Source organism: Companilactobacillus kimchiensis (genome assembly GCF_001438805.1).
Classification (GTDB): Bacteria; Bacillota; Bacilli; order Lactobacillales; family Lactobacillaceae; genus Companilactobacillus; species Companilactobacillus kimchiensis.
The window spans coordinates 1-13,570 of record NZ_JQCF01000021.1 but is presented as its reverse complement, the minus strand read 5'-3'; the positions used below and the strand labels follow the sequence as shown (position 1 = coordinate 13,570).

10 protein-coding genes and 1 pseudogene are annotated in these 13,570 nt (G+C 35.7%); 4 read left to right on the top strand and 7 right to left on the bottom strand.

Annotation, left to right across the window (positions count from 1 at the left end):
• The first annotated feature begins 529 nt into the window (after positions 1 to 529).
• The 3 genes from IV57_RS09530 to IV57_RS09520 all read left to right on the top strand — a co-directional run bounded on the left by IV57_RS09530 (position 530) and on the right by IV57_RS09520 (position 2,733).
• The gene (locus tag IV57_RS09530; protein WP_057881288.1) at positions 530 to 1,738 is read left to right on the top strand and encodes an MFS transporter; all 1,209 of its coding nucleotides are present in this window, start codon (positions 530 to 532) and stop codon (positions 1,736 to 1,738) included.
• A 54-nt stretch (positions 1,739 to 1,792) separates the two neighbouring features.
• The gene (locus IV57_RS09525) at positions 1,793 to 2,182 is read left to right on the top strand and encodes a winged helix-turn-helix transcriptional regulator (RefSeq protein ID WP_057881287.1); all 390 of its coding nucleotides are present in this window, start codon (positions 1,793 to 1,795) and stop codon (positions 2,180 to 2,182) included.
• A gap of 98 nt (positions 2,183 to 2,280) precedes the next feature.
• Complete coding sequence (locus IV57_RS09520) at positions 2,281 to 2,733, top strand: hypothetical protein (protein WP_057881286.1); 453 nt, start codon at positions 2,281 to 2,283, stop codon at positions 2,731 to 2,733.
• Between the two features lie 120 nt (positions 2,734 to 2,853).
• Here IV57_RS09520 and IV57_RS09515 read toward each other — a convergent pair whose 3' ends face one another.
• From IV57_RS09515 to IV57_RS09495, 5 genes are all read right to left on the bottom strand, one after another.
• Positions 2,854 to 3,039 (bottom strand): hypothetical protein, encoded by a 186-nt coding sequence (locus IV57_RS09515; protein WP_057881285.1) that lies wholly within the window; start codon positions 3,037 to 3,039, stop codon positions 2,854 to 2,856.
• Between the two features lie 331 nt (positions 3,040 to 3,370).
• The gene (locus IV57_RS09510; protein WP_057881284.1) at positions 3,371 to 6,844 is read right to left on the bottom strand and encodes an L-type lectin family protein; all 3,474 of its coding nucleotides are present in this window, start codon (positions 6,842 to 6,844) and stop codon (positions 3,371 to 3,373) included.
• Between the two features lie 264 nt (positions 6,845 to 7,108).
• Complete coding sequence (locus IV57_RS09505; RefSeq protein ID WP_057881283.1) at positions 7,109 to 9,457, bottom strand: phosphoketolase family protein; 2,349 nt, start codon at positions 9,455 to 9,457, stop codon at positions 7,109 to 7,111.
• Positions 9,458 to 9,558: 101 nt separating this feature from the next.
• Positions 9,559 to 10,287, bottom strand: a complete 729-nt coding sequence (locus IV57_RS09500) for a GntR family transcriptional regulator (RefSeq protein WP_057881282.1) — start codon at positions 10,285 to 10,287, stop codon at positions 9,559 to 9,561.
• Positions 10,288 to 10,501: 214 nt separating this feature from the next.
• Entirely contained in the window at positions 10,502 to 11,491 is a 990-nt protein-coding gene (locus IV57_RS09495) for a choloylglycine hydrolase family protein (RefSeq protein ID WP_057881281.1), read from the bottom strand.
• A gap of 165 nt (positions 11,492 to 11,656) precedes the next feature.
• Here IV57_RS09495 and IV57_RS09490 point away from each other — a divergent pair, with 165 nt between their 5' ends.
• Positions 11,657 to 12,601, top strand: coding sequence for a Dyp-type peroxidase (locus IV57_RS09490; protein ID WP_057881280.1), 945 nt, complete (start codon positions 11,657 to 11,659; stop codon positions 12,599 to 12,601).
• A 107-nt stretch (positions 12,602 to 12,708) separates the two neighbouring features.
• On the opposite strand, the gene IV57_RS13505 is transcribed toward IV57_RS09490, so the two are convergent.
• Together IV57_RS13505 and IV57_RS13000 are read right to left on the bottom strand one after the other, a co-directional pair.
• Entirely contained in the window at positions 12,709 to 12,864 is a 156-nt protein-coding gene (locus IV57_RS13505) for a hypothetical protein (RefSeq protein WP_420806326.1), read from the bottom strand.
• 47 nt (positions 12,865 to 12,911) lie between these two features.
• A pseudogene (locus IV57_RS13000) lies at positions 12,912 to 13,570 on the bottom strand (transposase); the annotation flags it as partial.

Genomic DNA, 13,570 nt, shown 5'->3' with positions numbered 1-13,570 from the left:
ATGGCTGAGCCTATTCCCGATTTTTACTCCAGACTAAACATTACTTTGATTATTTTGTTAATGAAACATAATGTGTATGGTTTATTTTTTGCAGATATAGTATATCTAATATTCAAACCTGAATAATAACTATGAACATTGAATTAGCCATTTTAGATTATATTCAAATCATTTAATTTAAATATTAATAGATAGTAAAGAAAACACTAGCCTGGAACAAAAATTGAAATCGGCTCAGTAGTGAAGTTGTTCTTAGTGGGGAACCCACTTAGAACAAGGCCGAGCTTGAAGACAACGTGATTTTCGTTGGCTCCAAGTCGTGCCCACTACGTTCCAGCCGAATTTCAATTTTTGTGGAAGGCGGCAACATAATAATACTCTCGCTTTAACCAATCTTCAGTAAAAGCTTAATTTAATCTTATAGGTACTTTTTAGTCCCTACTGCACTTTAAAGTACGTAATTGTTTAATTATCCCAACACAATATAATGATACACATGCTTAAAAATAACCTAAGGGGTGAAAATATTATGAACAAGAAAGTATCATCAACTTGGATCCTTTTGTCACTAGCTATTAGTGCCTTTGCCATTGGATCAACTGAATTTATCAGTGTCGGAATTATGCCACTATTAACTAAAACATTTGGTATTTCTCTTTCACAAGGAGGATTAACCGTATCTATCTATGCTTTAGGGGTTATGATCGGTGCCCCCGTTTTAGCTTTATTAACTAATCGTTGGGATCGTAAAAAATTACTAATTGGCATCATGATTAGTTTTGTAATTGGAAATACTTTATCAGCTTTGGCACCTAGTTTTGCTGTCCTATTAGCTGGGCGTGTCATTGCCGCTTTATCACATGGTATTTTCATGACAATTGCCTCACTGATTGCGGCTGACGTAGTTGCTCCTAACAAACGTGCTTCTGCTATTGCCGTAATGTTTACTGGTTTGACAGTTGCTACCATCACTGGGGTTCCAATTGGAACTTTTATCGGTAACACCTTTGGTTGGAGATTATCATTCTTCTTCCTAGTTGCTTTAGGATTAGTCGGATTGATCACTAATATCATTCTGGTACCAAATAAATTACCATTACCAAAACCAACTAGTGCTTTGGGAATCTGGAAAATCTTGAAACAACCACAATTACTTTTAATCTTACTAATTACTGCTTTAGGATATGGAGCAACTTTCCCTATCTACACTTATCTAACAACTGTTTTGAATAAAAATATGGGTTGGTCTGAAGGTGCTATCGTTGTTATTTTGATTTTCTACGGTGTGGCTGTCGCTATTGGTAATACACTTGGTGGCAAATGGGCCAATAAACGTCCTTTAAGTGCTTTATTAAAAATGTTTGTCGGTTTAGGCGTTGCCTTAATTGTCATCAGATTAGCTATTAATATGCACTTTATGGGACTAATGGCTGTTTTATTATTAGGACTATTTGCTTTCATGAATGTTCCTGGTTTACAACTTTATATCGTACAATTAGCTGAAAAATATACACCAAATGAAGTTCCTTTGGCATCAGCATTAAACATCTCAGCCTTCAACGTCGGAATTACCCTCGGTTCAACTGCTGGTGGTCAAGCTGTCGCTCATGGTCAATTATTGAATACTCCATGGATTGGAATTATCATGTTGCTAGTTAGTATCGTCTTGATCGTTGTCTTAATGAAATTGGAAGATTCAACTATTGAATCTAAAGATTTAGACTTAGAAAATTGCTAAGGACGATTAGTGATGTTAGTATAATTAATACTTGTACAGAGAGGATGGCACGTTATGAAACAAGCAATTTATAACATTGGTGTTGAGAACACAATGAGAATTATCGGTGGTAAATGGAAACCAATAATTCTCTGTCATTTAAAACATGGTAAGTTACGTACTGGTCAATTGCGCCGTGCTATTCCCAATATCACTCAAAAAATGTTAACTCAACAACTACGTGAATTGGAAGATGACGGGATTGTTGACCGTAAAGTTTACAATCAGATTCCGCCTAAGGTTGAATATTCATTAACTGAATACGGCCATTCACTAAATAAAATTTTGGAAGCACTCTGTGTCTGGGGTGAAAATGATATCGAAATGCGTAAGAATCAAGGCGAAAACATTATTCTTTTAAATAAAGAGGATGTTGAAAACGATGCTTTACCTTATGCAGATTAAAAAGTCGAATTCTTTCGAATTCGACTTTTTTTATTCTCTAAATAACAGATGTAAACCTGCTGTATAATATTATTATCAAATAAACTGGAGGTTTTTTTATGAATCAATCAGATACTCACTCCATACAATTACTGCAAAAAATCTATGGTACAGCCGATAAAATGGCCATCAGTACCTCACTAAATAATCAAGCTGACGTTAGAATTATCAATTATGTCTGGTTCGCTAATGAACCTAACAAACTCTACTTTTCGTCAGTTCGTGGAACCAATTCACTCAAGCTCTATCAAGCTGGGGCTGATGTTGCTTTTATTACCATTCCTCAGGACGGGACCCCCTACAATCCTTTCATTCGCGCCAAGGGTGTCAAAGCCATTCCATCTGACAAAACCATGTCGGAGTTACTGCCTAGATATTTAGAATTGGTCCCTGGATATCAAAAAACTTGGGATGCCATCGGACCATCCTTAGTTGTTTATGAGATCATTCTCAAAAATGTTCACATCGATGCTGGAATTGGTCAAGAGAAAATCGATCTTTATTTTAATTAACACTTTACTAAACCCTATCTATCTGAAATATGATTGATGGGTTTTTTAATCTCAATAAATTGCAAAAAAAAATAAGCCTCCCCCTAAAAGAAGCTTACTTTATATATTTTACCTGTTTGATTAAACAGTATATTTGAATGTGTGTTTCTTTGAAATTCTATCTTCTGAGTAGACAGCTAATGCGATTGCTGCAAGAGCAACTGCGGGAATGGTGTATCGGCTTTGCAAGACAAATAACATCATCAATAATATGGCCACTACCGCCATTAGTGCTACTTTCATGAATTTTACGTTTCTTGTTGTCATAACATCCACCCCTTAGTGTCTTTCTTTTCTTTTCCATAGATGAGAGTACCATGGTAAAAAGTCTTTTACAACCCGCCATATCAGGGATTTGAGCGATTTCGTCAACATCATTTTTTAACTCTAATAATACTTATTAGTATCTTAGAATAAATTAAAGAATAGCTTCTACGGACAGTAAGGTTGAACATTTTTTCTGAATATTTACCACCTTATTTATGAACGTTTCTTAGAAACAAACTTAAATAATTATTTTTAAACTTATTTTTGTCAGAAAGCCTATTGTATCAGTGCTTCTGTACAACTGTTTTCTTTAAATGAACAGTCAATTATTCTATTCTGGAACGTCCTTGAGCAACCAATTGATCTGTCCTTGATATTCTCCGGACAAATCAGGTTTTTGATTAACTAATAGGATTCCTTCGTCATCAGACCAATCCTTGGCTAAATTAGTAGTCTGATCTTGATTCTTAATTGGTACATCTTGACTTGCAATTTCTGAACCTCCTTGTAAATTATGAACTACTTTATTAGCATCCATGAAGATTAGATCCTTATGATAGCCCTCATAATCAGTACTGGATAAACCATCAGATTGTGCTGTTAAATCCCATTTAGTTCCCACTTCTGTTACTGATACGTTCCACAAACCTTGGCGATGAATATATGAATCAACTTTATCCAACGGACCGATATCCTTAAATTCCGCATCATCGACATTTAATTTGGTATATTTATCGACAATATGCAAATTAAATTCATAAGGTGCAGATCTTCTATTGTAAGGATCTCTAATGGTTGATTTGAGTGAATAATCGTTGCCAACTTTTAAACCACTAAATTCACCTAACCACACTCTAGATTTAAAATTTTTATCGTTAATATCATCTTGCTTGACTGCATATATTTCTTCGGAACTTTGTCCATTAAGTTCATAACTAGATAGTAATTGCGTGGGAGTAATTGTCAAATCAGTCAAATATTCTTGATCCTCCAAATAGTCATAGGAATAATCCAACAAAATTGATCCTTGGACACTTGTTGTATATAAATCCTTTGTTGGGGATGCCAGCTGCAATGTTAGATGTGGCACATCAACATAAACCGTCACAACATTGGACGTTAAACCATTGCTCTTAACTGAAAATCTAATTTCATTTCGCCCTTCTTTTAAAAGTCCCATTTGACTGTTACCGCCTTGAAAACGAATCGGATTTAATTCAAAACTAGGCGTTTTACTCAAATTATCAACTGGTTTTGCAAAACTAGGATCGTTAGCTTCTGGTTTATTGATATAAATATCAAAATCCCTGAATTCCGTATCGCCTTCATTCTTAATTTGTAAGGTATTTTGCTTGACCTTCATAGCTACATTTTGTGAACCATCATCAACTTCATCGTTGTAAGCCACATTCCAATTTAATGTGACTGGATTATTATTTTTAACATTAATGACTTCTTTAGCCGAGGTTAAGGTCAAACCGTTCTCAACAACTTTGAAAGTGTACTCTAGAATATTGGAGTTTTCTTTTTGTTCATTAGCATAGACGCTTAAAGTATGTTCACCTGGAGTTAAAGTGCTGGTATCAATACTCCTACCAAATACAATTGTTTTGGCATTCTGCTCATCCGCCACGCCTGCTTCGGTATATTCACCATCGTCAATCTTGAGATAAGTTTTGATTTTAGTTGAGTCAACGTTGCTCTTACCATCTTCATAAGCCAAATTGACATTAAGAGCTAGGGCGTTTCCTTTTTCGACAACGACATATTTTTGAAAATCCTTCTTCGTAATGACAAGCTTCTTATTTTCTTCAACCTTGACCGTATAAATCAAAGTATTCGAAACTCGCTTAGAATCATCACTGAATGTCACTTTGAACGTATAGGTTTCACCAGCTGCTAAGCCTGTTAAGGGTGCTGAGATATCAAAATTTCCTTGAGTTGCACCAGATTTAACCACTGTTGTTGTATCCTTATAAGTCTTGAGTGGTTTCCCACTCTGATCGTAACTTTGAATAGTGGCAACTAAATTATTAGCTTCATCAAAAATTGAATCCTTGGAATGTTTAATAGTACCCTGGAAAAATGCCTCATCATTGACAGTTAGAGTCTGATCTAAATCATTAGTATTAGTTATTTCCAATGCATCATTATTAATAGTAAAAGCGGGGCTCATCACGTCGCCTGTATAGTTATCACTTTGGTAAGCAGTATGTTCAGAGCTCACCTTTGTCACAGCAACTTTATCATTGGCAGGAGACTTGGCCTTTCCATAAATATCGACACTAACTTTATTTTTAAGTGTCTTGATCGTATCAATCGTCAAGTTCAAGCCTTTAATAGTTTTTTCTGTTGGCGGATCGTCTGCAGTTGCTCCGGGAACTGTAACGACCATATCCTCCAACTGACTCGCGCTAATTGGAACTTGCTTAGTTACGGAACCATCGGCATTAGTATAAATGATGGCTCCGATATTACCATCGCTGTCGGCAGCGTAATCAACATACTTTGAATCTGGTAAAGCCATCTTAGTTTTAACTTCTCCCGTTTCAGAAATACCACCTGTGTATTCCAACGTATATTCAAATTTCAAATCATCACCATCATAAGTTTCAACGGGAGTCGTTATTGTGCTGGTTTCATTATTGTTCAGATCCGTTAGGACGACATCTGATTTCAAATCAACGATAGCTGGCATTTTTTCAATTACCATCGCCACATCAGCTGGACCACTTGTAACCTTATCCTTATCTCCTCCACCTACTGAACCCGTAGCGGCAGTAAAGCCCCAATAAACCTTGTTATCAGGTGCATTGAAATATGAAGTATCAATATCCATACTTCCCCTATCTTGACTATTAATACCCTTATCGGTACCATCTTGATACTTATCATTAAACTTGTACTCTAATTTACCAACCGTTGTACCAGCAGCTGGTGGAGTATAATTAATTTTAATATGACGCCAAGCATCTTTGGGGTCATCCGTTGTTGTACCTGGTCGATTACTAACGCCATCATAACCACTCATGTAAATATTATTAGTTAAACTACTTGGAGTTCTTTTGTGAATCATAACATCAGTTCCAGTATAACTATTTAGTAATCCCGGATAATTCCAAGAAATATGTTTGTTGCTCATACTTTGGGCAGCTCCAATAATTCCCGATGGTGTGGAATAATTATTACTATCTAAATTACCAGCAGCCGTGTTGGCCTGATTAGCGATTCGGTCAAACTCAATGGCTACACTATTTTGAATACCAAGTGAATTATTTGTTCCCCAAACACCTAAGGTTTCTCCGCCGACAGGAATTCCCTTACGACGTGAAATGGCTTGATCTTTTAAGGAATCATTTTGCAAAACAAAAGCAAAACCATCAATGACATGACCGCTCGCATCAGAATCCCCATTGTAAATCCATGCTGAAACTTCCTGCTTTCTACTTAAATCAAAATAGTTATAAGTTCTATTTCCACTACCATCTGTATTAATATTTCCCCATAACGAACCGATTTGAGTCGGTCTAGTACTATCTTTAGATATCAGCTGAATAATATCAGTTGGATATTTGGAATTGTCATAAATTTTACTACCTGACGATGGAATAGTTGCCGTACCACTATCATACTTATAACTCGAAGGTACCAGCATAAAATCATCCAGATTCAATCCCTTGGGTGCATTTTCATAAACTTCTTCTTTAGTTGGCACTGCCTGAACTGTAGTTAAAGCTATTGTTCCATTGATAACTGCTATGATTATCATCAAAAGTCCAATGATTAGAATTTTTATTTTTTTCATAAGGCTCCCCCATAATCGTCACTAGTGTAAACGCTTACTAATATCATGTGCTATCAGTTTATCCTGTTTAAACTAATTAATGGCTTCATAATACAAAATACTTTTTATTAATAAATGAATTATGAATTAAATATAAAAAAAGCATCCTCTTTTTATTAGAGAATGCTTTTTTATTTATATAAATATATTGTTTATTTAATTCGAAGTTATCAATGTAAACTAACACTTAAAGCGTTTCCGCATTACTTCTTTTAAATGAGCTCTCTACCATTTCCAGTTATTAACTTCTGGTAGATCGTCACCGTATTCACGGATGTACTTGTTATGCTTATCAACCATAGCTTCCATCTCATCAGCAAAGTCGCTTGCTCCATCACCTTGTACAGCAACAGCAGCAACTTCAGCCAAGTGGAATCGATCCATTTCATTTACGACACGCATATCGAATGGTGTTGTGATATCACCATTTTCACGATAACCATGTACATATAGGTTATGGTTTTGACGATCAAAGAAGATATCTTTAATGATGTCTTCGAAACCGTGGAAGGCAAACAAGACTGGTTTATCAATTGTGAAGATCTCGTTGAATTCTTCATCTGTTAAGCCACGAGGGTCAACCTTTGGTGATCTCAACTTCAATAGATCAACAACATTGACGTATCTGATCTTGATTTCAGGTTTTGATTTTCTCAAAATACTGATAGCAGCAAGTGATTCAAGGTTAGGTTCAGTTCCGGCAGCGGCAATCACAATATCTGGATCACCATTGTCATTTGAAGCCCAATCAATAACCTTAAGTCCCTTATCAGCCAACTCTTGACCTTCTTCAATTGAGAAGAATTGTGGTCTTGGTTGTTTTGAAGTTACCAACAAATTGATTTTTTCTTTATCATCCAAAATCTTAGGCATGATTGGCAACAATGAGTTTGTATCAGCTGGGAAATACTCACGGATAAAGGCAGGTTTCTTTTCAGCTAAGTGAGTAATGATACCTGGATCTTGGTGAGTATAACCGTTGTGATCTTGTTGGAAAGCCGTTGAGGTAGCAATGACATTAAGTGATGGATACTTGTTTCTCCAGCTCAATTCATCAGCTTTTCTCAACCACTTGAAGTGTTGTGTCAACATTGAATCGACAACTCTCAAGAAAGCCTCATAACTGGCAAACATACCGTGACGACCTGTCAAAGTATAACCTTCGTTAAATCCTTCAGCTTGGTGTTCTGAAAGTTGTGAATCGATGATACGACCAGCAGGTGCTTCATCTTCATCATAAGGTTCGTGAACTGGTTCCATCCATTGACGAGGACTGGCTTCAAAGGCACCATACAAACGATTAGACATAGTTTCATCAGGTCCAAATAATCTAAAGTTAGTAGGATTATCTTTGATAACACCATTCAAGTATTTACCTAATTCAATCATATCTTGAGCAGTCTTCTCGCCGGGACGATCAAACTTCAAAGCATAATTCTTGTAGTCAGGTAACTTCAAGGCCTTTGGATCGATACCACCGTTAACAATTGGATTCATCGCCATACGGCTTTGACCTTTAGGTGCGATTGCAGCAATTTCTGCTTTCAAAGTACCATTTTCGTCAAATAATTCGTCTGGTTTGTATGATTCCATCCATTCGATCAATTTATCGGCATGTTGCATATCATTTTGGTCAACAGGAATTGGAATTTGGTGGGCTCTAAATGAACCTTCAATAGGTACGCCATCCCATGTTTTAGGACCAGTCCACCCCTTAGGAGCACGGAAGATAATTACTGGCCATTTAGGCATCTTAGCTTCTGAAGCTGGATGTTTTCTAGCTTCAGTTTGAATTGATTGAATCTTTTCAATCGCAGCATCCATAACTTTAGCCATTTCTGGATGCATCTTTTCAGGATCTGTTCCTTCAACGAACATTGGATCCCAGCCCATACCTTCAAAGTACTTAGTAAGGTCTTCATCGCTCTTACGTGACAAGATGGTTGGATTAGAAATCTTAAATCCATTAAGATTCAAAATTGGTAAGACAGCACCATCATCAACCGGATTAATGAAAACATTTGAGAACCATGAAGCAGCCAAAGGACCAGTTTCTGCTTCACCATCACCAATTACAACGGCGGCAATTTCATCAGGATTATCAAGAATAGCACCAACACCGTGTGATAGAGAATAACCTAATTCTCCACCTTCGTGCATTGATCCAGGTGTTTCAGGAGCAGCATGTGATGCCACACCACCTGGGAATGAAAATTGTTTAAATAATTTTTGCATACCCTTAGTATCTTGAGTTATTTCTGGATAAGTTGCTGTATAACTACCATCAAGGTAAGCATTTGATACCATAACTTGCCCACCGTGACCAGGACCTTCGATGTAGAACATATTTAGTCCGTACTTGTTGATAGCACGGTTCAAATGAGCATAAATAAAGTTTTGACCAGCGATAGTTCCCCAGTGTCCGATTGGGTGAACCTTAACATCGTCAGGCTTTAATTCACGTCTCAATAATGGATTATCTTTTAAGTAAAGTTGACCAACGGAAACATAGTTTGCTGCTTGCCAATATTTATCTAATAAATTTAAGTATTCTTTTGATGAGTAATCTGTCATTACCAGCACACTCCTTATGTATTTACATTTGTTATGATAACTAGAATAATTATAAAAGTCAACCATTTAGCAAATTGGTGCGTTCCAATTAATGTAAACTCTTACTTGTTCGCCAAATCAACGAATGAATCGTATTTAAAATATTTATAATGCAATTTCATGGTTGAAAATTCGAAGGGTGTTCCATCATCTAAGAAGAAAATCCCCTCCATCAAACCGACAGGTTCATTATCAGCCAAATGGAGTAATTCTTTCCCTTCGGAATCTGATGGTTCTGCAGAAATATTTAAATACGTTTTGTTTACTTCTTTTCCCAACTCTGATTCTACATAATTAAAGATTGATTCGGAAGCAATTTGTTCTGACAATTCTGGTGCCAATTTAATAGGAATGTAACCAGTTTCAATCATAAAGGGAACATCATCCAACAATCGCAAGCGTTTGAACGAATAAACAAATTCAGATGGCTTCAAAAATAAGTTATCCTGCATATCTTTATTTGGATGAATGACATCAAAACTCAAAACCTTAACACCAGGTTTTTGTCCTTTGGAATTGAAACTATCAGTAATCCCAAGATTTTTCCCACTGTAATTAAAAGATGATCCTTGTTTAACATAAAGTGGATTAACAAATGTACCTGAACCACGTTTCTTAAAGATGATACCTTGATCGGCCATCAATCCCAAAGCTCGTTTGATAGAACTGCGGCTCACACTATAACTTTCAGCGAGCGATCTTTCATCAGGTAAACGCATATCTGAAAATTCACCTTCATCGATTGCCTTTTTTAACGATGTAATAATTCTTTGATAGACTAAATCAGCCATTATTTTTCCTCATTTCATAATTGGGTCGCACCAATTTACAACATGGTGACTATCTTTCTAATTACTTATATCTTATAACATTTTTCTCTTACGTACCAAAAAAAGAGTGGACTTGTTTTTTTAACTTCAAAATAAAAAAGACTATCCCAGTTAGACTCCTAACTAAAATAATCTATTACTTAATCTAATATTTATTGAAGTAAATCAATTACTACTAATTCAATGTTTCAAATTCTTGATTCAAAGTAACTGAATATTCCCTTGGTTCTTTTTGATTCTTGATCAAATCAGCTGATAACTTAGTTGCATAAACAGTTCTATTACCATATGGCACAAAATACATGATTTTATTGGTTAAATCCAAAACAGTTTGATATTGCGTATAACTAGCCTCACCATTTTCCTTAATGTTGACTCCACGTGGAATTGTTACACTGTCTAAGATATGTAAAATCGTATTTACTGCCTGTTTAGCATCTTTAGGAGTTTCAGTAGCTTCACGAATGAAAGCTGTTCTAATGAAACGATCAACCGCTGTATATCCACCAGGTAATCTAAAGGTTCCGTTTTGGCCTAAGGGAATAATTTCTTCATCACCAAACTTCTTAGCACCAAAGTTAGTCGTTAATGTACCCAAATAATTTGAAAGATTAGTTTTATGCCAATTATAATCTGGGGTATTAGTCATGACACCAATTTTGTCCTCTTGAAGTACCAAACCGTTACCTTGTGGTTCCAAAATATAAGTAGCCCCGGTTGCATCGCTAAAAATGAAGTGTAATGGTTGATTTTCACCCATAACTCCACTGTCAGACTCAATCAAATGAACCTGTTTAATATTCTCTTGTAATTCAGCAATTGATTTATTGTTACCTAAAGCCCACAGCAAAAATTCCTCAGCAACCACATTGATGTCACCTTCAGTTGGCTCAGTTTCATATTTAGCCGCATGTGAAAAATATAACTCAGCTGCAGATAATCCAAATTCATTAAATCCATCAGCAACCATATAGTTATTACCAAATTTGGCACCGGTACCCATAATGGCATAATCAGTCGTGTATGTCTTCTTATCATATGAAGAGATCCATTGATATTCTTCTGGTAAAAAAGTTGGACGACCATTTAATTCAAAAGCAAAATCCATGGTTCTTGCCAAAAACTTTGAGCCATCTAAGGCCCCTAAACTAAGACTAGTACACATATTTGGTACTTCCTTTCAGAATTTATCTAGTAATTCATCTCAATTTAATTATTCGCCAAATTTTGAACATAATCAAGAATTTTTATTTGAAGTTTTTAATAATAACCATTTTATTTATTATGTGATAAAGTTGATGTATAAACATATATTTTGGAGGCAGATTCGATGACAGTAGACATAAAGAAAGCCCAAGACGTTTATAAAGACGCTGGCGAAAGTGTTATTTTTACGACCTTGATGTTAAACCACAAAGATCAAAAAACAGAAAAAGCTGCAATTGCAGAATTTTCTGACTTGTCTAATTCAATTATCAACAGTATGAGAATTCGTGACCCCGAAGCTCAAGCACATATTGCTTGGGGATTCGGATCAGATGCCTGGGACTATCTTTTCTCAGACGCTCCAAAGCCAAAAGAATTATCGACATTTAAAGAGATCAAAGGACCAAAATATACCGCCGTTTCCACCCCAGGTGATCTATTCATTCATGTTCGTGCCAAAACAATGGCCGTTTGTTACGAGTTAATGGATCAATTTATGGGAATTTTACGTCCTATCACTTCCGTTGAAGATGAAACTCATGGTTTCAGATATATGGAAGGCCGTTCAATCGTTGGCTTTATTGATGGAACAGAAAATCCAGCTGGCGTAGAATCAATGGATTACACTTTGATCGATGAAAACCAGGACCCTGAATTTGTTAACGGTTCTTATGCCTTTTCTCAAAAATACATTCATAACATGGATGCTTGGAAGGCTCTTAAGACTGAGGACCAAGAAAAAGCCATTGGTCGTCATAAATTTTCTGACCGCGAATTAACTGATGATGAAAAACTCAAAAATTCTCACAACGTTGTTTCTAAAGATATGAAAGACGGTATTGAACATAAAATTGTCAGAATGAACGTACCATTCTCAGATCCAGCTAAGGATATTACTGGAACCTACTTCATTGCTTATACCAAAGATTTTGCTATTACCAACCGTATGTTGGAGGGGATGTTCACTAAGAGCGACCGGTTACTTGATTTCAGTACACCAATCTCTGGTACCCTCTTCTTCATCCCTTCAAAGACAACTCTTGATAAGATTGCCGAAGGCGAATATTAGATTCAATGTTTCTTGTGAAACAATTTTTGTTTCATGAGCAAAAAAAAGACTGTGACAAAACAATCTCTTAATTGAAAAAGTTCGATGTGAATTTGAAAAAAAAAAATTCAACATCGAACTTTTTTGTTCCCTAAAAAACTAAATAAAAAAGACATTGATACCAGTTTCCTGATATTCAATGCCATTACTGCAATCTTCATTTCCTTTTTTACCTTATCTAATCCTCTAATATGAAATCTTTTGAAACCTAAACAAGACTTCATATTTCAGAAAACTGGTTCTACGTCAATTTTTCTGCGTTCGTAAATATCAGCGTATGATTCTCTTCAAGTTGTTTTATAAGGGGAATCAATGTTCTTGTATCAGTTGGATTTTGAAAAATTTCGATTCCTGTAATAAATTGATTATTAGTAGCAATTTGAACATTGTATGCCGGTTTCAGTTGCCCGTTCATCATTGGATCTTCCTTGATTCTCATAAACGTAGCATCTTCATCACTTTTTGCATAGCTATTTCTTTTATCAAATTTCTCCATCTGTTCTTCGTGTTCCGATTTTTTACTGATACGTTCATTAAGCTTTCGAGCATATGATTTTAGTTTTCGACGATCCTGTTTATCTGGATTAAATGATTTTTTAGGATTATCTTCTATTTTTTTATTTAAATCCTCAAGATATAATTCAAGTTCGTCAGACTATCATTAAGCAATGTTTCGATTTCATTTGAAATTCTAAACCTACATATGGTTCTGTATGAGGGAACTTGGTATTGTTGCAACAATATTCTCTTCAGCAAATTCTTCAATCTTTCTACTAGTCATGACACTGCGAGAGTATGCGAAAAGTATCAGCTTACGCATTGCACGTAAATCATATTCTCGCGGTCTACCGCTAGAATAGATTTCATTGATATTGAGTGACTCAACAAGATCATTGATAAATCGTGCCGGATGATTTTCTTTTGGTAGGT

Coding starts and splice junctions, on each gene's coding strand:
- IV57_RS09530 (WP_057881288.1), top strand. CDS start 530: ATGAACAAGAAAGTATCATCAACTTGGATCCTTTTGTCACTAGCTATT.
- IV57_RS09525 (WP_057881287.1), top strand. CDS start 1,793: ATGAAACAAGCAATTTATAACATTGGTGTTGAGAACACAATGAGAATT.
- IV57_RS09520 (WP_057881286.1), top strand. CDS start 2,281: ATGAATCAATCAGATACTCACTCCATACAATTACTGCAAAAAATCTAT.
- IV57_RS09515 (WP_057881285.1), bottom strand. CDS start 3,039: ATGACAACAAGAAACGTAAAATTCATGAAAGTAGCACTAATGGCGGTA.
- IV57_RS09510 (WP_057881284.1), bottom strand. CDS start 6,844: ATGAAAAAAATAAAAATTCTAATCATTGGACTTTTGATGATAATCATA.
- IV57_RS09505 (WP_057881283.1), bottom strand. CDS start 9,457: ATGACAGATTACTCATCAAAAGAATACTTAAATTTATTAGATAAATAT.
- IV57_RS09500 (WP_057881282.1), bottom strand. CDS start 10,287: ATGGCTGATTTAGTCTATCAAAGAATTATTACATCGTTAAAAAAGGCA.
- IV57_RS09495 (WP_057881281.1), bottom strand. CDS start 11,491: ATGTGTACTAGTCTTAGTTTAGGGGCCTTAGATGGCTCAAAGTTTTTG.
- IV57_RS09490 (WP_057881280.1), top strand. CDS start 11,657: ATGACAGTAGACATAAAGAAAGCCCAAGACGTTTATAAAGACGCTGGC.
- IV57_RS13505 (WP_420806326.1), bottom strand. CDS start 12,864: ATGAAGTCTTGTTTAGGTTTCAAAAGATTTCATATTAGAGGATTAGAT.